Source organism: Catelliglobosispora koreensis DSM 44566, assembly GCF_000379685.1.
Taxonomy (GTDB): domain Bacteria; phylum Actinomycetota; class Actinomycetes; order Mycobacteriales; family Micromonosporaceae; genus Catelliglobosispora; species Catelliglobosispora koreensis.
Map to the genome: position 1 here is coordinate 321,259 of NZ_KB903290.1, position 21,163 is coordinate 342,421.

At 63.7% G+C, this 21,163-nt stretch carries 23 protein-coding genes and 1 pseudogene; 10 read left to right on the forward strand and 14 right to left on the reverse strand.

All coding sequences use genetic code 11. From position 1 onward, the window contains the following. Positions 1-92 precede the first annotated feature (92 nt). Positions 93-986 carry a GerMN domain-containing protein gene (locus A3E1_RS0131665; protein ID WP_083929717.1) on the forward strand — a complete coding sequence of 298 codons (894 nt, stop codon included), beginning with the start codon at positions 93-95 and terminating at the stop codon, positions 984-986. 46 nt (positions 987-1,032) lie between these two features. Here the strand turns inward: A3E1_RS0131665 and A3E1_RS0131670 are convergent, their stop codons facing one another. Both A3E1_RS0131670 and A3E1_RS0131675 read right to left on the reverse strand, forming a co-directional pair. Further along, positions 1,033-1,239 carry a DUF2795 domain-containing protein gene (locus A3E1_RS0131670; RefSeq protein ID WP_020524839.1) on the reverse strand — a complete coding sequence of 69 codons (207 nt, stop codon included), beginning with the start codon at positions 1,237-1,239 and terminating at the stop codon, positions 1,033-1,035. Positions 1,240-1,360: 121 nt separating this feature from the next. Next, positions 1,361-3,181, reverse strand: a complete 1,821-nt coding sequence (locus A3E1_RS0131675) for a phosphoenolpyruvate carboxykinase (GTP) (protein WP_020524840.1) — start codon at positions 3,179-3,181, stop codon at positions 1,361-1,363. 231 nt (positions 3,182-3,412) lie between these two features. Between A3E1_RS0131675 and A3E1_RS0131680 the strand changes: the two genes are divergently transcribed. The 3 genes from A3E1_RS0131680 to A3E1_RS43100 all read left to right on the forward strand — a co-directional run bounded on the left by A3E1_RS0131680 (position 3,413) and on the right by A3E1_RS43100 (position 5,251). Next, entirely contained in the window at positions 3,413-3,754 is a 342-nt protein-coding gene (locus A3E1_RS0131680) for an ArsR/SmtB family transcription factor (protein ID WP_020524841.1), read from the forward strand. Between the two features lie 149 nt (positions 3,755-3,903). Next, positions 3,904-4,275 (forward strand): BlaI/MecI/CopY family transcriptional regulator, encoded by a 372-nt coding sequence (locus tag A3E1_RS0131685; protein ID WP_020524842.1) that lies wholly within the window; start codon positions 3,904-3,906, stop codon positions 4,273-4,275. Between the two features lie 202 nt (positions 4,276-4,477). Beyond that, positions 4,478-5,251: a zinc metalloprotease gene (locus A3E1_RS43100; protein ID WP_020524843.1), complete on the forward strand. Its 774-nt coding sequence runs from the start codon at positions 4,478-4,480 to the stop codon at positions 5,249-5,251. Between the two features lie 77 nt (positions 5,252-5,328). On the opposite strand, the gene A3E1_RS0131695 is transcribed toward A3E1_RS43100, so the two are convergent. Then, the gene (locus A3E1_RS0131695) at positions 5,329-6,738 is read right to left on the reverse strand and encodes an MFS transporter (RefSeq protein ID WP_026209027.1); all 1,410 of its coding nucleotides are present in this window, start codon (positions 6,736-6,738) and stop codon (positions 5,329-5,331) included. Positions 6,739-7,054: 316 nt separating this feature from the next. Next, positions 7,055-7,585 carry a TetR/AcrR family transcriptional regulator gene (locus tag A3E1_RS45300; RefSeq protein WP_020524845.1) on the reverse strand — a complete coding sequence of 177 codons (531 nt, stop codon included), beginning with the start codon at positions 7,583-7,585 and terminating at the stop codon, positions 7,055-7,057. A 135-nt stretch (positions 7,586-7,720) separates the two neighbouring features. Here A3E1_RS45300 and A3E1_RS0131705 point away from each other — a divergent pair, with 135 nt between their 5' ends. Beyond that, the gene (locus A3E1_RS0131705; protein ID WP_020524846.1) at positions 7,721-8,167 is read left to right on the forward strand and encodes a hypothetical protein; all 447 of its coding nucleotides are present in this window, start codon (positions 7,721-7,723) and stop codon (positions 8,165-8,167) included. A gap of 45 nt (positions 8,168-8,212) precedes the next feature. Here the strand turns inward: A3E1_RS0131705 and A3E1_RS0131710 are convergent, their stop codons facing one another. Further along, positions 8,213-8,701: a MarR family winged helix-turn-helix transcriptional regulator gene (locus tag A3E1_RS0131710; RefSeq protein WP_026209028.1), complete on the reverse strand. Its 489-nt coding sequence runs from the start codon at positions 8,699-8,701 to the stop codon at positions 8,213-8,215. 86 nt (positions 8,702-8,787) lie between these two features. Between A3E1_RS0131710 and A3E1_RS43110 the strand changes: the two genes are divergently transcribed. Continuing rightward, positions 8,788-10,899 carry an MMPL family transporter gene (locus tag A3E1_RS43110; RefSeq protein ID WP_245571488.1) on the forward strand — a complete coding sequence of 704 codons (2,112 nt, stop codon included), beginning with the start codon at positions 8,788-8,790 and terminating at the stop codon, positions 10,897-10,899. A gap of 277 nt (positions 10,900-11,176) precedes the next feature. On the opposite strand, the gene A3E1_RS0131720 is transcribed toward A3E1_RS43110, so the two are convergent. The 5 genes from A3E1_RS0131720 to A3E1_RS0131735 form a co-directional block, all read right to left on the reverse strand. Beyond that, positions 11,177-11,413: an SHOCT domain-containing protein gene (locus A3E1_RS0131720; protein WP_026209029.1), complete on the reverse strand. Its 237-nt coding sequence runs from the start codon at positions 11,411-11,413 to the stop codon at positions 11,177-11,179. A 30-nt stretch (positions 11,414-11,443) separates the two neighbouring features. Next, positions 11,444-11,602 carry a hypothetical protein gene (locus A3E1_RS47465; protein ID WP_157631848.1) on the reverse strand — a complete coding sequence of 53 codons (159 nt, stop codon included), beginning with the start codon at positions 11,600-11,602 and terminating at the stop codon, positions 11,444-11,446. Positions 11,603-11,825: 223 nt separating this feature from the next. Then, positions 11,826-14,333, reverse strand: a complete 2,508-nt coding sequence (locus tag A3E1_RS43115; RefSeq protein ID WP_020524850.1) for a heavy metal translocating P-type ATPase — start codon at positions 14,331-14,333, stop codon at positions 11,826-11,828. 91 nt (positions 14,334-14,424) lie between these two features. Then, positions 14,425-15,033: a DUF305 domain-containing protein gene (locus tag A3E1_RS0131730; RefSeq protein WP_020524851.1), complete on the reverse strand. Its 609-nt coding sequence runs from the start codon at positions 15,031-15,033 to the stop codon at positions 14,425-14,427. Positions 15,034-15,091: 58 nt separating this feature from the next. Beyond that, positions 15,092-15,511, reverse strand: a complete 420-nt coding sequence (locus tag A3E1_RS0131735; protein ID WP_157631849.1) for a hypothetical protein — start codon at positions 15,509-15,511, stop codon at positions 15,092-15,094. Positions 15,512-15,630: 119 nt separating this feature from the next. Between A3E1_RS0131735 and A3E1_RS0131740 the strand changes: the two genes are divergently transcribed. Then, the gene (locus A3E1_RS0131740) at positions 15,631-16,935 is read left to right on the forward strand and encodes a YibE/F family protein (RefSeq protein WP_020524853.1); all 1,305 of its coding nucleotides are present in this window, start codon (positions 15,631-15,633) and stop codon (positions 16,933-16,935) included. A gap of 612 nt (positions 16,936-17,547) precedes the next feature. Here the strand turns inward: A3E1_RS0131740 and A3E1_RS0131745 are convergent. Further along, positions 17,548-18,126, reverse strand: coding sequence for a TetR/AcrR family transcriptional regulator (locus tag A3E1_RS0131745; RefSeq protein ID WP_020524854.1), 579 nt, complete (start codon positions 18,124-18,126; stop codon positions 17,548-17,550). Positions 18,127-18,203: 77 nt separating this feature from the next. Here A3E1_RS0131745 and A3E1_RS47470 point away from each other — a divergent pair, with 77 nt between their 5' ends. Continuing rightward, positions 18,204-18,368, forward strand: a complete 165-nt coding sequence (locus A3E1_RS47470) for a hypothetical protein (RefSeq protein WP_157631851.1) — start codon at positions 18,204-18,206, stop codon at positions 18,366-18,368. After that, entirely contained in the window at positions 18,368-18,889 is a 522-nt protein-coding gene (locus A3E1_RS0131755) for a DUF2269 domain-containing protein (protein ID WP_407637401.1), read from the forward strand. The genes A3E1_RS47470 and A3E1_RS0131755 overlap by 1 nt, the downstream gene beginning before the upstream one ends. A 5-nt stretch (positions 18,890-18,894) precedes the next feature. Here A3E1_RS0131755 and A3E1_RS45305 read toward each other — a convergent pair whose 3' ends face one another. Together A3E1_RS45305 and A3E1_RS0131765 are read right to left on the reverse strand one after the other, a co-directional pair. Then, positions 18,895-19,770: a M56 family metallopeptidase gene (locus A3E1_RS45305; RefSeq protein ID WP_020524857.1), complete on the reverse strand. Its 876-nt coding sequence runs from the start codon at positions 19,768-19,770 to the stop codon at positions 18,895-18,897. After that, complete coding sequence (locus A3E1_RS0131765; protein WP_026209030.1) at positions 19,767-20,138, reverse strand: BlaI/MecI/CopY family transcriptional regulator; 372 nt, start codon at positions 20,136-20,138, stop codon at positions 19,767-19,769. Before A3E1_RS0131765 ends, A3E1_RS45305 begins: the two co-directional genes overlap by 4 nt. A gap of 171 nt (positions 20,139-20,309) precedes the next feature. On the opposite strand from A3E1_RS0131765, the pseudogene A3E1_RS46470 reads away from it, so the two are divergent. Then, positions 20,310-20,540: pseudogene (locus A3E1_RS46470) on the forward strand (proprotein convertase P-domain-containing protein); the annotation flags it as partial. On the opposite strand, the gene A3E1_RS0131770 reads toward A3E1_RS46470, so the two are convergent. Next, on the reverse strand, positions 20,501-21,163 hold the full coding sequence (locus tag A3E1_RS0131770; RefSeq protein WP_083929718.1) for a response regulator: 663 nt from the start codon (positions 21,161-21,163) through the stop codon (positions 20,501-20,503). The pseudogene A3E1_RS46470 and the gene A3E1_RS0131770 overlap by 40 nt on opposite strands.

The following is a 21,163-nucleotide window of genomic DNA, read 5'->3' on the forward strand; positions in this document are numbered from 1 at the left end:
ACAATCGCGGGCGCGTGCGACAGGGCCTAAGCCCCGCCTTGTAAGGCATCTTTGCCCGTGGCCAGACCGCGTTTCGCGGCGATGCTTAAGCCATGCGACCCTTCACCTATTCGCTCTCACTGGCTGTGGCGACTTCAATGTTGCTCGCCGCCGGATGTGTGTCCCGGCCGCCGGCTGACCCGCCGGCGACGACAACACCGCCTGCACCCTCTGCGTCCGCGGCCACGCCGGCACCCGCACCGGGAAGGCAAAGCCTTGCGGTGTACTACGCCTACACCCCGGCTGGCAAAGGACCGCGACTGGTCAGGGAGTTCCACCAGGCGCCCGCGACAAGTAGCACCGCGGAGCACGTGCGTGCCGCAGTCAACGAAATGCTATCGGGTCAGCCGTGCGATCCGGACTACCGCAATCTGTGGCCAGCCGGTGCCCGCGTGCGTGCTGTCACGGTCGCCGGCACGGTCGCTTCGGTCGACCTGGGTGGTGCGGCATCGGCCAGCCTTGGCGCGGAAGCCTCAGCGATCGCTTGGCAGCAACTGGTATGGACCGTTAGTGCCGTCCCAGGCGTAGACGCGGTTCTCCTTTTGCTCGACGGTCAGCCGGCGGGGGAACTGTGGGGCCATCTGAGCATCCGCGGGCCGCAGCGACGTGCTTTGGCCACCGATGTTCTTCATCCGGTTTGGCTGATCAGCCCTCAGCATGGCGACGCGGTTGGACATCAGACAACCCTTCACATCGCCGCGATCGCGTTCGAGGCCATCGTTAACTATGAGATCACGCGCGAGGGTGTAGTGATCGGGCGTGGCTTCGTCACCCTCAACAAGGGTGCTCCCGCGCAGGGAGAAGCCAAACGGGTCGTCACGCTGGATCAGCCGGGCACGTACGTGATTACCGCGTTCCTGGTTTCGGCCAATGATGAGTCCCGTCAGGCGGCTGACGACCACACGGTGACAGTGGGTGGAGCCTCCACGAGCTACTCAGGTTGCTGACGCGGGCCGGTGAGCATGGAAGGTCCAAAAAGGAGGATCTGGCCGGTTAGCCGCCGACGGGGAGGTGGCCGAGGTCGTGCCATACGTTGCGCAGCCCGGGATATGTCTTGTCGGGAAGGCCCTGGATGAGAGCGATGACTTCGGGGCGGGCGTGGCTGGAGGCCGCGTAAGCCAGCAGGGCGTCGCGGGTGGCGGGGCCTGAGGCGAATGCGGCTTCGATGTGGTTGGCCATCTCAATGCGTGTGACTGTCACAGCGTTGTCTCCTGAGTGTGCTCGTTCCAATGTGACATTCGTGGTGCTGCCTTGCCTTGGTGGTGTGGCCCGCCCGGGAGTGTGACGTCCGGGCGGGCCGCAACCTTGTGGGGAAGGGTGGCTAGGAAACGTGGTCTTTGAGGGTGCCGAGTTCGGCCCATAGATGGCCCGACAGCTTGCCGCCCAAGGTGCTGAACCATTGCTGGATGTGCGGTATCTCGGCGGCCCACTCGGCTGCGTCGACACGCAATGCGGCGGCAAGGTCGCCGTCACTGATATCGAGGCCTTCGGTGTCGATCGCGGCAGGGTAGGGCACAAGCCCGATGGGGGTGTCGACGGCGTCGGCGGTGCCTTCGAGACGTTCGATGACCCATTTCAGAACGCGGCTGTTCTCACCGTAGCCGGGCCACAGGAATCTGCCGTCCTGGCTGCGGCGGAACCAGTTGACCTGGAAGATTTTCGGCAGCAAGGTGTCATCTTTGGCGGTCTCGCCGAGGTGCAGCCAGTGGTTCAGGTAATCAGCGGCGTGGTAGCCGATGAACGGCAACATCGCCATCGGATCGCGCCTGACCACACCGGTTTGCCCGACGGCGGCGGCGGTGGTTTCCGACGAGAGGGTGGCGCCCATGAACACCCCGTGATTCCAGTCGCGTGACTGAGTCACTAGCGGAATCGTGGTCTTGCGCCGGCCTCCAAATAGGATCGCCGAGATCGGCACTCCGCGTGGGTCGTCGTATTCTGGTGCCAGGATCGGGCACTGCTTGATCGGCGTGCAGAACCGCGAATTCGGATGGCTCGACGGCTGTGTGGATTCGGCTGTCCACTCGCTGCCATGCCAGTCAGTCAGGTGGGCGGGCGGGGTGCCCATGCCTTCCCACCACACGTCTCCGTCGTCGGTAAGGGCGACGTTGGTGAACAGCGTGTTGCCCTTTTCCAAGGTGCGCATGGCGTTGGGGTTGGTCGAGTAGCCGGTGCCGGGGGCGACACCGAAGAATCCGTATTCGGGGTTGACCGCGTAAAGACGCCCATCCTCGCCTGGGCGCATCCAGGCGATGTCATCACCGAGCGTTTCCACCTTCCATCCGGCGACGGTGGGTTCGAGCATGGCGAGATTGGTTTTGCCGCAGGCGCTGGGGAAAGCGGCGGCGATGTAGTGGACTTTCTGCTGTGGGCTGGTGAGTTTGAGGATGAGCATGTGTTCAGCCAGCCAGCCCTCGTCTCGGGCCATCACGCTGGCGATGCGCAAGCTGTAGCACTTCTTGCCCAGCAACGAGTTGCCTCCGTAGCCGGAGCCGAAGGACCAGATTTCGCGGGTTTCGGGGAAGTGAGCGATGTATTTGGTGTCGTTACATGGCCACATCACATCGGCCTGGCCAGGGGCCAAGGGTGCACCTACCGAGTGCAGGGCGGGCACGAACTCGGCGGTCTCGCCCATGACGTCCAGGACGGGGGTTCCCATCCGGGTCATGATCTTCATGCTGGCGGCGACGTAGGCGCTGTCGGTGATCTCGACGCCGAACTTGGGGTCTTCAGCATCTAGCGGTCCCATGCAAAACGGGATCACGTACATGGTTCGCCCGGCCATGCAGCCGCGGTACAGGTCTGCCATCAGCCTTTTCATGGCCGCTGGGGCCATCCAGTTGTTGACAGGGCCGGCGTCATGTTCGTTTTCAGAGCAGATGAAGGTTCTTTCCTCAACGCGAGCGACATCGGAGGGGTCGGTGCGGGCCCAAAAGGAGTTCGGTTTCTTGTCCTCGTTGAGCTTGACCAGTGTTCCGGCCTGCACGAGCTGTGAAGTGAGGCGCTGCCATTCGGCGTCGGAGCCGTCGCACCAGTAGATGTCGTCCGGGGTGGCTAGTTCCGCGACTTCACGCACCCATGCCAGCAGGCGGGGATGAGTGGTCGGGGTGTTCACCAGTCCGGGCGTCGTTGCCGCAGTCATGTCCTTATGCCTTTCCCGCCGCGTGGCGCCTTCCATGTTGCTTTACAATTTGCTAACTTTAGCAAGTCATGAGGTCCGGGGCGGCATTCTTGCCCTGTGGTGTTTCCCCGGCCTCGCGGGCCTAGACAGCGCACGGGGGAGGCGGTATTGGCGCTAGCGAGCTGGCGCAGGTGCCGTCATAGACGCGTGCACGCCTGCCGTAGCGTGAAACGCTGCGAAAGGGGCACATTCATGAGCGCACCGCTGTACCAGGTCAAGGCCGAGTTCTTCAAGACGCTGGCGCACCCGGCCCGCATTCGGGTCCTGGAGTTGCTTGCCGAACGGGAGCATTCGGTTTCGGAGATGCTGCCCGAAGTTGGCATCGAGCCCGCCCATCTGTCGCAGCAGCTGGCAGTGCTGCGCAAGATGAACCTCGTCGTCACCCGAAAAGAAGGCTCGACGGTGTTCTACTCCCTGGTCAGTCCGCAGGTCGCCGAACTCCTCGCCGTAGCGCGCCGGATTCTTACCGAGGTGCTCACCAGCCAGGCTGGCCTGCTAAGGGACCTGCGAGCCTCCACTGGAGCCAAACAATGAGCCTCCAGTGCGCCTCGAGACGGGGCGGGGGTGCCAGGAAGGCTTCCATCTCTCGTGCCGGAACGGCACGCCCCGCCCAATCCCTTGGGCTCCTGCGTTAATGCAAAGTCGTATCGACGGGTCTGGAGCTGGTCAGGCACAATGTCGGGGTGTTGAACCTCGGCCAGCTGGAAACCAAGGTCATGGATGTCTTGTGGGACACTCCAGCCCAACCGCTACGGGTCCGCGACGTCATGGACCGGATAGACGACGACACGTCGAGGGCCTACACGACGGTTATGACGGTCTTAGACAATCTGCACCGCAAAGGCTGGGTCATACGGCATACCGAGGGTCGCGGCTACGTCTACTTGCCGGCGAAGAACCGGGAGGAAGCCGTAGCCGACGCGCTACGCGAGGTCCTGGGGTCGGTGGCGGACGCGGACGCCGTGCTGCTGCATTTCGCGCGGACGGCATCCGACGATGAGGCCGACATCTTGCGGCGCGGGTTGCGCCGGCGCACGAATAAGCCACGGCCGTGATCGCGGCCGGAGCATTGCCTCTGGCTGTCATTGGACTCTGAGCGAGAATGCTTGCCATTCAAGGGTTCATGCTGAATGAATCGTAACTACGATCCTGCATAGTAGTTGTAACTATATCGTTACATTGCTTTATTGAAGTAGATCACTGTTGATGGAAGTCTTCTCCCAACCCCCTGAACCTCAGGCGTAAGGAGAACTTCCGATGCGTCCACGGCTTCTCGCCTTGGCCGGCGCCGCTGTCATGATCGCAGCGTCGCTCACCGCCTCCCCTGCACAAGCAAGCCACGCGTGGTCCAACTACCATTGGGCACGCACCGCGAACCCCTTCACCGTCGAGCTTGACGACAACGTCACCGCGGCCTGGGATTCCTACCTGCGCACGGCTTCTACCGACTGGACCGCCTCAGCCAAGCTCAACACCGTTGTGCTGACGGGGTCATTCGGTGACCGCAACGCGTGCACGCCCACCAATGGGCACATCGAGGTGTGCAACTACACCTATGGTGCCAATGGCTGGCTCGGCCTGGCGTCCATTTCAATCACCACGGGCAATCACATCTCCCGCGCGTACGCGAAGATGAACGACACGTATTTCAACCAGGCTACGTACAACACCCCCGCTTACCGGCGGCTCGTGATGTGCCAGGAGGTTGGGCACGGTTTCGGGCTAGGGCACCAAGACGAGAACCAGACGAACCCGAATCTTGGTTCCTGTATGGACTACACCCGCAACCCGGCTGGCCCGCCGTCCAATGAGCACCCTAACTCGCATGACTACGCTCAGCTGAACACCATCTATACGCACCTGGACTCGTTTAACACCACCGCGTCCGTGGACGGTCCGGGCAGTCTTGCCACCGATGACCGCGCGACCTGGGGCAAGCTGGTCTCCGGCAAATACGGCAAGGGCGCAAACACCTTTGTTCGCGACTTCGGAAACGGCAACCGCACCGTAACTCACGTCTTCTGGGCCTAGCCCGGATCGACCGGTTCCTCGCCGCATTACAGTGGACTGCCCCGCCACAAGCGGGGCAGTCCACTGTTTACTTACTGTTAGCGGGCCTCAGTCGGTGAGGTGCCTTGCTTGCCGCGCAGGGTAACCGCGGCGAGCGCTGCCCCAGCCAGAGCGATGATGGCGGCCCCAGCAAGCGCTGCCGAGAAGCCACCGGTCAGCACGGTCGCATTGCCGAGCTCACCTGCCCCGTTCGAGGTGGCCACGGCGGTCATCGCCGCCAGCCCGAGCGCCGACCCGATCTGGTAGCTGGTGTTGACGATCCCACTTGCCAGACCACCTTCCTGCGCAGGGGCGGCTGAAATCGCGGTGCCCAGCGAGGGAATGAACGCCAGCGCCATCCCCAAAGCGGCGATGAGCGAAGCGGGCAGGACGTCCAGCCAGAAGGTTCCTTGCGGGCGGATAAACGCCAGCCCTGCCGTCCCGGCAGCCAGAATGCCAAGCCCAGCAACGGTCATGGCCTTCGGCCCGAAGCTTCTCGCCGCCCGGGGTGACAGCACGATCATCCCGGCCATGATGAGCACTGTCATCGGAAGCAACGCGGCACCCGAGGGGAAGGCGCTGTAACCGAGGACCTGCTGCAGGTACAGATTCAGGAAAAACCACATCGGAATCCACGCCGCGCCAAGCAGAAGCTGTGCCAGGTTCGCCGCGGCCAGGTTCGGGGCGCGGAAAATACCAAGCCGCATCAAAGGTTCCCGCCGGAGGGCTTGCAGCGCCACGAACGCCGCGAGCAAGACCCCCGCAGCCGCGAGTACCGCCCAGGTCTGTGCTGAAGCCCAGCCGGCTTCCGGCGCCCGCACGACGGCATACACTGCCCCGCCGAGCCCTGCGGTCGCCAGCAACGCACCGAGCCAGTCGACGGAGCCACGTGTGCCACCGTTGCCTTGTGGCATAAGGGCGAACGTGCCTGCCAGTGCGAGCAAGGCCACCGGGACATTGAGGTAGAAGACCCAGGGCCAGCTCACATACTCGGTGATAACCCCGCCGAGGAACACGCCGGCCGTGCCGCCCGCGGGAGCTGCCGCGCCATACAGGGCAAGGGCTTTAGTCAGCTCCTTGGGGTCATTGCCGAACAGCATCATCAGTAAGGTCAGCGCCGATGGGGCGATAAGTGCGGCGCCAGCACCTTGCACCGCGCGTCCGGCGAGCTCTGTGGCCACATTGCCCGCCGCTGCGGCCAGCACCGAGCCAGCCAGCAGGATCGCCCAGCCAGAAGCGAACACCGTGCGTGCCCCGAACAGGTCGGAAAGCCGGCCGCCCAGGAGCAGCAACCCTCCAAACGCGACAACATAGGCGTTGAACACCCAGGACAGGTTTTCTTGCGAGAAACCGAGACTCTCCTGCATCTGGGGCAATGCCACCCCGATGATCGATGTATCCATAATGACCATGAACTGTGCGGCGGCGATGAGAGCAAGAGCCCACGACCGCCTAGAAGACAAAGACATTTTTCAAACCCCTTATCTGGGTACCGGGTTAGCCCGGCCGAAGACGGGCAAAGCATTACGGCGGAGGCCGTGCAGGCGTCACCTTTGGCGGCTGCGGTGGCCCGTCTGCCAACATCGGCGGTTCATCACTAGTCCCCTCTTGATACCCTAGGGGGGTATCAAGCAAAGGAAAGCTAACATACCCCCTGGGGGTTTGTGCCAGGTGTGTTCACGTGACCGTGGCCACAGCTGGCGGCCCCGACGCGAAAGGCGCCCGCACCGCTAGGTGTGGGCGCCCTAAAGCGCTGCAGGATAAGGGTTTATGGGGCGCTGACGATCACCGCAATGCGGCGCCAACTAGCCTCCGGACAGCGTTATCGAATTCCGCCGCGGGCACGGGCTGACCCGCCTCTAGCCACCACTGCACCAAAGCCAGATATGCCGCGGTGACAAAGCGTGTGTAAGCCTCCGGCGGTAGCGGTCCGCCGGCTTTCCTTGCGCTCACCTCGTCGGCGATGGCACCGGCGACGGCAGATTCGATCTGGCGGACCACTTTGCCGCGAGTGGCCGGCCCAAACAGCGCCGCGGCCAGGTCGCGATGTTCGGCGATATGCAGCAGGAGCGGCAGGCCGAAGCCCAGACCGGGTTTTGCCGCTTCGGTGATCGCGCGCAGTTGGGCCAGAGTCGCCTCGAGCAGGGCGTCTTTCACCGGAAAATGAGTGTAGAAAGTGGACCGGCCGACATCGGCGCGGTCAATGATCTCCTGAACGGTGATGTCCTCATAGGACTTGTTCGCCATTAGCGTCAGCAGAGCACTGATGAGCGCCTGTCGCGTCCGGCGCACTCGGCGGTCAGTTCTGGTGTCCATGGCACATCCCTTTCCTGAACAGCTTTGCGCTCTGTGTCCCGTATGGGATATCCGGCCGGAGACTGCCTCTGGCCCCGGCAACCTTACTGGCCATAGCGTTCTTTAGTAGACACAGTATCCAGGAATGGAGTAGCCATGTTGTACCGCGCGTCGCTCATCAGCACCACTGCCGTCACCGCGGCGACCGGTGTGCACCACGTCTTCCGGCTCGGGCTGCCTACCTTGATCCCAGCCCTCATCGTCGTGGCCTTGCCCATCGCGTCACTGGCGCTGTACGCGTCTCGTGGCAAGCGCCTGGCGCTCTACGGCTATCTCGCCGTAACAGCCCTCGCCGTGGTGTGGTTCGGTGTCATCGACGGATTTCTCGACCATGTCCTCAAAGCCATCGGCATTGTCAACTTGACCTTCTTGCCAGGAGGGGATGAGCCCGTCGTCCCAACGGTGTATTCGCTGTGGTCGCCGCCGGCGACAGCCCTCTTCTACGAGTCCACCGGTGTCCTGACAGCGATCGCTAGTGTGCCGGCGGTGTACTTCGCCTGGAGGCTATACCGCGAGGCGACCGGGAACACGACATCGCCATAGCGGTTATTGCCTTGGTGAACTGCCGGGCAGAGGAACCGCGCGTCATCAAACCTTGCCGCGGACGTCGTCGCGATGCTCGCGCATTGCCTGGGTCATTTCCTCAAGGAATCGTTTGACTGTGGACAGCTCGCTGTCGCTGAAGCGGTCCATGACGGCATCGCTGCGCCGTCCAAGCGGCGCGAAGAAGCGCATCGCCACTTCGGCGCCCGCGTCGGCGTAACGCAAGTAAACCTTGCGGCGGTCATCGGTGTCGCGCTGACGGTAGATGTGACCCGTGGTTTCGAGGCGGTCGACGAGAGCGGTGACGGAGCTGGTGGAGAAGTTCAGCTCTTCCGCCAGGCGCCCAGCGGTCAGCGGCGCTCCTGCTCGTTCGGCCTCCATCACGGCGAGCAATGCGTGCAAGTCCGCGGCACCGAGCTGATTTTGGCCGGCGAAGGCATGGCCAATGTGCTGGGCGTGAGACTGATATTGGCGCAGCAAGCTCACTATGTCGTCGGCGAGCTGGCCATGGGAAGTCTCACGGCGCCGGAACATTTTCGACATCAAGCAGCGCTCCTCTCGGTACCTCAATATAGGCCCTCGCTTGACAAGTATCTCGACCAACGAGATATTCTTCAAACGTGAAATCAGCTAGACGAGCGATATCAGGGTTAGTCGGCGCTATCTCCACCTTCATCAGCGGCAAAACCGGGGCGTGGGTGGTGCTGCTAGGCGGCATAGCCGTGTCTGCCGCCATCATCACGTCAGGTGGGGAGGCAGCGTCGAGTAATGATCCGGCATCCGCGCTTCCTGCCGCCTCTCAGTCAGCACAGGTCGCCGCCCTGCAGCGGCAGTTACCAAGCGGCCAGCGGAATCCGGCGCTGATCATCTACTCCCGGGACGATGGCAGGCTCACCGACGCCGACCGCGACGTCATCAACGCTGATGCGGCAAAGCTCACGCGGCTAGCACTGGGGGGCGATGTCAGCCCGCCGGTCTTCGCGGCGGATGGCGCCGCGGCGCTCCTAGCCGTGCCGCTGAGCGCACAGGACTCTGCCACCCAGACCGCCGAGGCGGTTCAGCAGATTCGCGAACAGCTGCGCCAGGGCCAGCGCGATGGGCTAACCGCGCAGGTGACCGGAGGCGCTGGTTTCACCGCGGATATCGCGAAGTCCTTTGACGGCGCCAATGTCAGCCTCCTCATCACGACGGTGGTGGTGGTCGCGGTCCTGCTATTGGTGACCTACCGCAGCCCGTTCCTGTGGCTAGTGCCCCTGGCCGTTGTCGGCCTGGCCGATGTGGTCACCAACGCGTTGCTGGCGCTGCTCTCCCGCACAGCGGGATTGCCGCTGGACCCATCGACCATCGGCATAGTCGATGTGCTGGTCTTCGGCGCCGGAACGGATTACGCACTGCTGCTAATCGCACGCTATCGCGAAGAGCTGCGCAGCAATGTCGACCGGCATGAGGCGATGCGCCGCAGCATTCGTGGTGCCGGGCCTGCCATCGCAGCCAGCGGCCTGACCGTGGCGCTGAGTCTACTGACTCTGATCTTCGCCCAGTTGGAAGGAAACAAAGGCCTAGGTATGGCGGGAGCCATCGGTGTGACCATCGCGGCGATCTTCGCCCTCACGCTGCTTCCAGCTGCGTTGTCGCTGTTTGGCCGCAAGCTGTTTTGGCCGTTCGTGCCCAAGGTGGGAGATCCGGATCCGTCGCGTTCCGGTTTCTGGTCGAGGATCGGGCGGATCGTCGACTCGCGCCCGCGCGTGGTCGCCCTTGGCGCCACCATCCTGCTCGCGGTCATGAGTCTGGGCATCGTCGATGCGCGCCTGGGACTAAGCCGGACCGAGCAGTTCAGAGTCCAGGCTGAATCGATTGACGCGCTGCAAACCATTGCCCAGCATTTCCCGGCTGGGTCGGCAGATCCGGTGGTCGTCACCGCGAAACCTGGCCAGGATGAGGGTGTCGTGGCCGCGGTCACCGCCACACCCGGCGTGGCATCCGTGCGGCCAGGCGAGCGTAGCAGTGAAGTCGCCACCTTTGATGTCGTGCTGACGTCCGAACCGGACAGTGCAGAAAGCTATCAGACCATTAAAGATCTGCGGATGCGTCTGGCTCAGGTCGAAGGGGCGGGCGCGCTCGTCGGCGGCACGGTGGCCATCAATCTAGACACCCGGCAGGCCGCTATCGACTCTTTGAAGACAGTCGTTCCGCTCATCTTGATAGTGGTCTTCGTGATCCTCGTGTTCTTGCTGCGGTCCTTGCTGGCACCGGCGATACTCGTGATTACCGTTGTGGCGACTTTCTTCGCGGCCCTCGGCGCGGCCAACTTCTTGTTCACTCAAGTTCTTGGCTACGCCGCGCTGGACACCAATGTGCCGCTACTTTCGTTCCTCTTCCTCGTCGCCTTGGGCGTTGACTACAACATCTTCCTGGCGACTCGAGCCCGGGAGGAAGCCCTAACGTTGGGCACCCGCAAGGGCATGCTCGTCGCCCTGTCTGTTACCGGAGGCGTTATTACCAGCGCCGGGATTCTGCTCGCCGCGGTGTTCGCGGTTCTTGGAGTGCTGCCGCTGGTGACGCTTACCGAGATCGGCATCATTGTCGGCATCGGTGTCTTGCTTGACACGCTCATTGTGCGCACTCTGCTCGTTCCCGCTTTAGCGATCGTCCTTGGCGACCGTTTCTGGTGGCCGGGAAAGGTCCATAAAGGCGGGTCCAGCACACCAGACGTGCGGCAGTCGACAGCATAGGGCGGCTGGCGGCGAATCACTAAGTGGCCTGCGGTCCAGCCGGTGATGGCGCGGCAGCCACGCTTACTGTCACGCACCAGCGGCGGCAGGATCGGATGCCCTTCGGAGTGGCAGTAGCACGACAGGAATGTCTCGTGACCGGTCGGGGCAACCGCGGATGTTGCTGAAGCAATTTGGCGACGGTGCAAACGGCACCTTCCAACGCCGCAAGGGAAGAGACGCAACGGAAGTGGCGCATCACCTTGCGCCAGGAAGGGCCAGGACCCTCGGGCCAATGCTAGCCACCAAGAGTCCGCAGCCGCTGCTGATACTCCTGCTCGTCAATCTCGCCGCGGGCGTAACGCTCGGCCAGAATCTGGCGCGCTATATCGCCGCCGGCCGCCGGCCGGCTACTTCCGGTCGCGCGAATCACCAGCCAGACCACTCCGGCGATTAGGGCAAAGAACACTAGCGTGCTCAGCGACATGAAGATCCAGCCCCAGCCTCCCATGCCGCCGCCATATCCGGGCATCATGACAACCATCTCCTATGCGTTTCGCCTGACTCACCGTCCGGAATGGACCGACGGGAATGCTTGCCGAGCAGCGGCACCCGCCGCATCGCTGCTTTCGCGGACCGGGGGCCGGTCCAGTGTCTTGCTGCCAGCAGGGTCAGCCGACAGCATCAGGGCGATCGAATATGACCCCCACCGCGGCCGTTTCATCGCCGGCTCCTTCTTGGAACATTTCACCTTGAGCGTGCGCGCGGCTACCTGCGGCGGGTATGGGCGCGGGTCCCGTTTTGCCGGGTCTTTAGACCCTACCCCGACGGGGTATCCGTGGAAGCGCGAACACGGAGCCGTCATCGGACTCATGGGTGTGATGACGGCCGCGCTTGTCTGGTGCTTTCGACCCGCGAACGGGTGCGGTGACCGTGCGGCGTTGCGGTCATGCCGCCGTGCGCGCTGGGCTGAGTCTGCGTAGCAGCAGGGCGTTGAAGGTGACGATGATCGTGGAGGCACTCATCAGCAGCGCGGCCCACTCTGGCCGCAGCAGCAGACCCAGGCTCGGGTAGAGCACACCGGCCGCCACTGGGATGGCTAGCAGGTTATAGATGGCGGCCCAGAAAAGGTTCTGCTTGATTTTGCGCCGCACTGCCCGTGCGATGACGAGCGCGTAACCGGCATCGGCCGGATTGTCGCGCACCAACACAACATCCGCGGTTTCGACGGCGACGTCGGTGCCTGCGCCGATCGCGATGCCGACATCGGCCTGGGCGAGGGCTGGGGCGTCATTGACTCCGTCACCGACCATGGCGACCTTTGCGCCGGCGTTCTGCATTTCCTTGATATGGCTGGCTTTGTCTTCGGGCAGCACCTCGGCGATGATGGTATCGATGCCGAGCTGGCGGGCGACCGCGTCGGCAGTCCGCTTCTGGTCTCCGGTGAGCATGACCGTTTTGACGCCCGCCCGGTGTAGCGCGGCGATGGCTTGAGCCGCGGCGTCGCGGGCCTTGTCCGCGACGGCGACGAGCCCGATCGCGCTGCCGCCTGCGGCGACATACATCGCTGTTTTTCCCTGGGCGGCGAGCTCTGCGGCTTTCGCCATCAGCAACGAGGCGTCTACGTCCTCCTTCGCCATTAGCTTCAGGTTCCCAATTAGCACCAGCTGGCCGTCTACCGTGGCCTTCACTCCGTGCCCGGGGACGGAGTCGAACTGCTCCGGTTCGCTGAGCGATAGGCCGCGTTTCCTAGCTTCGGCTGTGATGGCTGTGGCGAGGGGATGCTGTGACGGAATGTCGGCCGATGCTGCCAGGCGCAAAACCTCGTCGGCATTTGCGGTTCCGGCTGGTACGACGTCGGTCAGTACCGGCTTGCCCTCGGTCAGGGTTCCGGTTTTGTCGAATACGACCGTGTCGATTCCGGCGGTCTGCTCAAGGGCGGTGGCGTTTTTGAACAGCACGCCACCGCGGGCGCCCTGTCCAACCCCGACCGTGATCGCCGTAGGTGTCGCCAGAGCGAGCGCGTCCGGGCACGCGATAACAATGGCTGAAACTGCTGCTGTGACGGCGAAACCGACGCCGTGTGATCCAAACGCAAGCCACGCGAGGAAAGTCAGTAGGCCCGCGCCGAGTGCCACGAAGACGAGGTACTTACCTGCGGTGTCGGCCAGCCGCTGCGCGGGCGCCTTCGATGCCTGGGCATTGCGGACCATCTGCACGATCCGTGCCAGTGCGGTATCGGCACCCACTGCGGTGGCCGTGAAATTAAATGCCCCAGTGGTGTTCAGGGTTCCGCCGACGACGGTGGCGCCCGGTGCCTTAGCGACCGGCAGCGGCTCGCCCGTGATCATCGATTCGTCCACATAGGACGAACCTTCGATGACTTGGCCATCAACAGGTATCCTGGCGCCCGGCTTGACCACGACGACATCTCCGGTCACCACCTGCTCCAGTGGCAGCTCGCTGTCGTGACCGTCGCGTTTGACGATAGCTGTCTGAGGCGCGAGCTTAAGCAGCGCCTCCACCGCTTGCCCGGTGGCGAACCGCGAGCGCATCTCCAGCCAATGTCCAATCAGGCTCAGAGTTGTCAGCATCGCGGCTGCTTCGAAGAAGACCTCGTGCCCGCCAAGGAACGTAGCCGCCACTGAGTAGCCGTAGGCCACGAGGATGCCGACCGCGATCAGCGTCATCATCGTGACCTCGCCGTGCTTAAGCGACCGCCATGCCGAAGAGAGGAATGGCCAGCCGCCCCAAAGCACGACTGGGGTCGCCAGCACTAACCCGAACCACGACATCGGTATGCCGAACGGGGGCTCGCTTGGCAGACCGATCGCCCCGCCGATGGGGGAGAAGATGACGATCGGCAGGGTCAGGATCGCCGAGATGACGAACTTGCGCAGCATGGCATTGACCATGTCGGCCCCATGCCCCGCATGCTCGTCGTTCGGTCCGCCTTCATGCCCGTCATGCCCGCCAGATGTTTGGTGCCCGTGGCGCATATCGTGTGCGGCCGGAGGGGCAGCATGGTGCCCTTTGTGGACAATGCCTTCCGCCGTGCCGTCGTGGGTGCGCTTTCCACTGTTAACGCTCATGCTGTGGCTCATCGTCCTCAGCCCGGGACTCTGGGCGCCGTGATCAGTGTCATGAGCGCTCAGGTGCGAGGCGTGGGCGGTATGGGCCGACTGCTCGTCGGGTGCTCCGGCGGCGGGGTGCCCCGGCTGGCAGCATGACGCGGGGCAGTCCCCGCAGTCGCAGCCGTAGCCGTTGGCCCGCAGCGCGGACTCCAGGCTGGCGTGGTTAGTCGTGGCCGGGTCGTATTCCACGTGAGCGACCGACCGGGTCCGGTCGATCGCTACGGCCATCACCCCAGCCTGGCTGCCCAGCAGACGTTCCACACTCGCCAGCTCGGTGCCGCAAAAGCAGAACTGCAGGGCGATCTCGGCGACCTTCGTCATGCCCTTAACCTTCCGTCGCGGTGGCCGGCAACCGGTGTACTGAAGCGAGACGTCTGCGCCAGCTGGCATGCTGACGCAGACGCATGGCTGGCTACAGCCGGTCGAGGATCTTCTGCAGCTGGGCAACCTCGGTGGTCTGTGCCTGCTCAATCATGGTGGCGAGGCGCTTGGCATCCGGGTTACTGCCGTTTTTCTCCTCATCCCGGGCCATCTGAATCGCACCGTTATGGTGGGCGATCATCATGCGGGCGAATTCTCGGTCAAATTCGTTACCCGACAAGGATTTGAGCTTGGTCATGTCCTGTTCGGACATCATCCCGGGCATGTTCCCCATGCCAGGCATGTTGTGCCCGCCTGGCTGGGCGGTCGGCTGCTTCCAGCTGGTGAGCCAGCCGGTCATGGTGTCGATTTCTGGTTGCTGCGCGCCTTTGATCGTGGCAGCGAGCTGTTTGATCTCTGGATCGGAGGCACGCGTCGTGGCCAGGTCTGCCATCTCTACTGCCTGCTGGTGATGCGGGATCATCATCTGGGCGAACTGCACGTCGGCGGCATTGAATGCCGCGCCGGCCGGAACGGAAACGGCGGGACTGGTGGTGTTGCCGTGGTCCATGCCGGGCATGGTGTTGGCGCCGCATGCGGCCAGCAAAGTTAGCCCTGCCGCCACAGAGGTGACCGCCAAGGTGCGGATGATGCGGTTCATGATGTGCCTTCCTTGCGAGTGTGGCATTTGGAATGGGAGTCAGCGGTAGCCCGCTTCCTCACGTCCGTGCCACCGAAAGGTCGGCTATAAGCAGGCCAATGCGCGATAGGGGTGGGCCACGGCCGATCCCGGGACGGGGTGCCGCCTGCCAATGCGGCCGCGTCGTAGACGCGCTCCGGCGGTGCAGCATGAAAAGGGCGACTACGGCGGTCAGGGCACTGGACAGGATCGCGACACATATCGCCATTAGCGTTCCGGGCGTGTGCTCAGCTGGCGGCGTCGTCAGGGCATCAGCTCGGGGCAGGAGCGGCGTTAGGTGTGAAGCTACGGCGCCAGATAGTTGCTGGTGATGCCCGAAGGTTACGTGGACGCTGGTTGCGCCAGCCAGGCCCGCGTGGCCTGTGGTGTGCATAGTGAACAGCCCAGCAGTGACCATGAGCAGCAGGAAAAGCACAGGCAAATCTTGCCGTACTCGCATACTGGTCACCTCCTGGCGGGCGTGCGCCTTTGATCGTACCGCCTGGGGGTATGGCTTCCATGTGTGGTGCCTCAGCCGCTACTGTCTGCGGGAGCTTCCGCCCACCATCTCTGGAGCACATGGTGTCGCACACACACTCGCACGCGCACCCCAGCGAGCACCGTCGCGCCAGCAGGCGCACGATTCGGTTCACCGCCGGTGTCCTGATTCCCGCCGCGCTTGCCACCCTGATCGGCTTGATCGTGCTGTGGCCAGGCAAAGCCGACAGCGTGGAGCCATGGACTGGTGCTCCCGCCGTTGAGGCAACAGTGCTTGCGGTGCATGAGACGGTCTGCCCGCCGGTGGGCGATCAGGAGCCGGGGACCAAGGTCCCGGAGCGCCGCTGTGGAACGGTTACGCTGAAGGTGACTGACGGTCCTGGGACAGGGCGGCAGGTTCAGGCGGAGCTACCGTCCGGGCAGGGCGCTCCCCATGTTGTTCCTGGGGATTCAGTCGTGCTGATGGTCACGGGTGACTCCGCCGACCCGCAGGCATCCGTGTACCAGATCATGAGTCATGAACGCAGCAGCGCACTGATCGCGGTATTCCTGGCATTCCTTCTGGCGGTAGTCGGTTTCGGGCGATGGCGCGGAGTTCGCGCGCTGGGCGGGCTCGCCTTTACCTTCGCGGTACTGCTGATGTTTGTGGTGCCGGCCATTTTGGACGGCTCACCGCCGCTGCTCGTGGCGATTGTTGGTGCCTCGGCCATCATGCTTGTCGTCTTGTTCCTCACTCACGGCATCAATCTGCCCACCTCCATGGCAGTGCTGGGCACGCTCGCCAGTCTCATGCTGGCTGGCCTGCTCGCCCTGCTGAGCACCAGCATGCTCAAGCTCACCGGAATTGGCAGCGAGGAGGACTCTTTCCTGTCCATGCAGTATCCGGGCGTTAACATGCTTGGGCTTTTGCTGGCAGGTATCTTGATCGGTGCTCTCGGGGTTCTCGATGACGTTACGGTCACCCAGGCCACCACCGTCACCGAGCTGGCGCACGCCAATCCGGACATGGGTTTCGCCCGCTTGTACAAGGCGGCCGAGCGAGTGGGGCGGGCCCACATCACGTCTGTCATCAACACCATCGTGCTGGCCTATGCCGGCGCGTCATTGCCGGTGTTGCTGCTCATCGTCGCCGGGGGTGCGTCATTGCCGGAAATGCTCACCAGCGAATGGCTCACGCAGGAAATCGTGCGCAGCATCGTTGGCACGCTCGGACTGATCGCCGCTGTCCCGATCACCACGGCGCTAACGGCGCTGACGCTAAGCCGTGAGGCACCACGGCGCCGGGTGCCCTCGCCACCGCGAAGACGGCTGGCCGATCCACCCGAGACGGTGTGGAGTGGTGAGGACACCGGCGCTGTAGCCAACCCAGGCCCGCGACGGTGGTGACCATGGCCGTGCCTGTCCGTTGAGCACAACATGCAACCGGCCAGTTTCGCAGCCGGGCTCTTCGCTGCCGTCCCTCAGCCGGCGCTGGCCTCATGCGTCTGGACAGCAAATGCACCGTCACCCACAGATCTAGGCGGCCAGTGGTGGATCGCTGCCCGCACCAGGGTGCGGCCAGCGATCTCCTTACCCCTCGAGGGAACGGTCATGCGTCTGGCTACCGCCCTCGCTGAGCAGTGTAAGTGCGCGGGCAGCTTTCTACTATGCGCAGTCGTATCTAGCGGCGTTCGCTGCGAAGGGTGGTGGCAACGGATGTTGGTATTAAGCCATTCTCATGAGCGTTCGCTACCCCCAGGGGGTAGTAGTACCGTTCTGGGCGTGAAGGAAGCGCTCGCAAGAAGGCCGAAACCGTCGCTACGCTGCGCCGTGCCGTCGGTGTTCGCTGTCTTCAATGGCCTGCGTCTTAAAGGTTTCCGGGCGGTCAGGCCATGACAGCGCTGCCAAGGGTGGTGGTATGCCGTGGCTGTTGCTGCGGCACGCCCGCCAAAGTTCTCGCGCCTCATGTACTTGCGGCGCCACCGATTCCGGTTCCCCGCAGCACGGCAGCAACAACGGCTACGGCTGTGGCCGCAGTGCCGAAACGGTAACGCCTACGAGCCGGTGCACAGCCGCCTGAGACTTAAGCGATCTCGCCGCTGACAAGGCGTGCAGGCAGAATTCGGCCAGCTCACCCTGCGGGACATCCTTTCGCAGGCCGCCGCTTTCGGCAGACACCGCTGTCAGCAGCTTTGTTACCAGCCCGGCGAGCTGACGCTGCACAGCAGCAACGTGGTCGCCCTTGTGTAAAGTGGACACCAGTTCCGGTGCGTGACCTGCCTGGTGAAACGAGATGAACGCATAGCCGGTGAGCACCGCTTCCAGCCGCTGCGCTGGTGTGCCGGGCCGCTGGCTGAGCTCGGTCAGCTGGGCCAGGTGCGCGGCCAGGTGCTGCTGGTGCCATGCCACCAGAATGGTCTGTGTATCAGGGAAATACTTGTAGAGAGTGGCCCGGCCAATACCCGCGCGCTGGGCGATCTGGGACATGGTGACGGCGGTCAGCCCGTGCTCGGCTGCCAGGTCCCATGCCGCGGCGATGATCGCCTCGCGTACCGCATGGCGGTGCGCGTCAACAGTCTCGTCCCACAGTTTCGGCACTCGTCCATCATACGCAACGCCTCTAGCATGACATTATGCTTTGACACAATACAAACTGTCTCGATAAAGTGCTTGGTATGAGAACACCTATTCTCAATCCGCCTCAAGTGCCGCGCTGGGTAAAGGTGGCCGCTGCCGCTTTCCTGCTCGTGCTGGTGGTGCTTCTGCTGGCCAAAGGCGGACACGGCCCTGGCCGCCACCATGGAGGCGGGCTTGTGGTTTCTGTGGTGACGTGGTGGTGATGATGCGGCCGGCGCTGCGCAAGTCATTGCTGACCTTGCATGTCTGCGTATCGGCGGGATGGATGGGTGCCATCTTGGTGTTCCTGGCGCTTTCCATCATCGGAATGACCAGTGCCGATGCCGCGACGGTTCGTGGGGTTTACCTCGTGATGCAACCGGCGGCACGCTTCGTTCTTGTCCCGCTGGCGATTGCCAGCCTCGTGACGGGGATCGTCCAGAGCCTTGGCACCAAGTGGGGATTGCTGCGCCATTACTGGGTCATCTTCAAGCTGGTGATCAACCTGGTGGCCACGGGTGTCTTGCTTTCCTACTTCCCGACGTTTCGGCGCCTTGCTGTCTTGGCCAGCGATCCGGCCGCTGATCTGCCGGACGTGCGTAGCGGTTCGCCCGGCCTGCACTCTGTTCTCGCCCTGATCGTGCTAGCCCTGGCAATGGTGCTGGCGGTGTTCAAACCTCGTGGCCTGACAGCCCGCGGGTGGCGCAAACAGCAAGCACGCCAACGGCAGGGCGTTACCGCTTAGCCGGTCTAGCAGGCCGCGAAGATCAGCGCGCCCAGGATGGTGCCGCCCAGGACGGCCGGTGCCAGGCTTCCCCCAAGCACAGCCAGCATTATGCGTGCCGGTTGCGGTTTGCGCGGCGGGCGGTTTTGCAGCCTTCGCGCCCGCCCGTGTTCCGGCGTGCGCATCGACAGCAGCGCCGCAGCGACCGCGTCGGTGCCGCATTCACGTGCGGCACTGTCGTCTGCGGACAGCTCGGTTAGCACCCGGGTCTGGGCCGCCGTCGTGCGCAGCAGCGGAATCCGGGGCAGTGCCGCCATCAATGCGTCGGCGGCCATGACGAGCCAATGGTGACGGCTCGCCAGATGGTGATGTTCGTGGCGCAGGACGGCGTCGCGGTGCGCTTCAGGAAGGTCGCGTACCGCCGTTGACGCGACGACCAGACCTGGGCGTCCGGCGATGCTGTAGGCGAACGGCGAATCATGCTCCAGCCATAGCACTCCACCAGTCTGCGACAGGGCTCGGACCCGTGCGGCCGTCAGGTGTGCCCGGTGAACGCGCTGCTGGCTGAGGAGCCGCTGTTTAACCAGAACCGTGGCGCGTACCGCCGCGAGGCAAAGGATGACCAGCACCGTGGCTCCGGTGAACTCGTCGGCGGGGTGTATGTGCGGGTGGCCAAGGAATGCCCAGCAGGCCTGCCATGATGCTTGCCCAATATGACTACGGTCTCCCATTAGCAGCATCACCGCGCCAGCACCGGCTGACACCACGGTCGCAATCGCCAAGCTCAGCCACCATGCCAGCTCAGCTCCGGGGGCGCTGATATGTCTGAGTCTGGCCAGCGGCAGTGGCGCCGCCCAACCGAGCACGACGACGGCCAGCAACAATGCCCCGGCGGCGATCATGAGCTTGGCTTGTTGGTGCGCCGGCGCAGCCCCCGCCGCAAAATGCCGGCCTCATCGTCGGATGCCGTCCGCGCGAAGTGCGGCAAAACGGCGTCCGAGTCGGCCGCTGATTCCAGGACCTCAAGCAGGGCGTCCGCGGCTGCTTCTTCCCGGTTCTTGGCCGGCGGATAGACGTAGCCCCGGCCCTCGGTGTGCAGGACAACCCAGCCTTTGCGGTGCAGGCTATCCAGGACCGTGATTACGGTCGTGTATGCGCGCGCGACAACGTCGCCGAGCCGGTCCATGATGTCGCGGACACGCAATGGTTCCCCCGGCGAGTCCCACAGGACATCCATGACTTTGGTTTCCAGTTGGCCGAGGTTCAACACCAGCACATTGTGCCTGGCCAGCGGTCGGCCGTCGATATGTGGCCGGGGCCGGGCCCGAAGGCGCCGGAACTGCGATGTGTCTTAGTAGCTGTGAAGGGTTCATGAAAGTTTGCGGGGAAGGCGCGAGGGTTCTCCTGCGCGGTACGAGATTGATCGCGCAGATGGCACGGTTACAACCTCCACAACCGCAGCGGCGGAAGCGCGGACAACATCAACACGACGTACACGCGCAATCTATCGTCCGAGCCCGCGAACGGCACCTGGCGGTTGAGAGTACGTAACGCCGCATCGATCGATGTGGGCTATATCAACAGCGTGGGCGGCGGTGCGGCTGGATGCTCAAAAAGCGCCGCTAGTCTGCGTCATCCGGACGGTGCGCTGATCCCGGCGTCGTGGACGTAGCGAGCCACCTGAACGCGGTTGGTGACTTCGAGTTTGGCGAACACGCTGCCGACATGTGTTTTGACAGTGGCGATTCCCATGTGGAGGGTTTGAGCGATCTCGGGGTTGGTCAATCCTTGGCTGACCGCGATAGCGACGTCGCGTTCTCGGTCGGTTAGCCGGGCGATCAGGTGGCGGGCGGCGCGCCGCCGGGAGTCGTCAGTGCTCTTGGTCGCGGCGGCGATCAGCTGGGTCGTCACGGTGGGGGACAGTGCTGGCTCACCGGCGGCGACGCGGCGCACGGCGTTGACGATGTCGCCCGGTGAGGTGTCTTTGAGGAGGTATCCCGCGGCGCCCTGCTTGAGCGCGGTCAGGATGAGCTCGTCGGTGTCGAAGGTGGTCAGCACGATGACACGTGCCGAGATCCCGCGTTCGGGTAGCCGGCGCAGGACGGAAATCCCATCCATGCGCGGCATTCTGATATCGAGCAGGACGACGTCAGGCTTCTCGCGCGCGATCGTGCTGATCGCGGCGTGCCCGTCTGTGGCTTCCCCGGCGATGGTGATGTCGTTGCTGCCGCCAAGGATCATCCTCAGGCCGGCCAGCACGAGCGGATCGTCGTCCACAATGACCACTCGTATCAT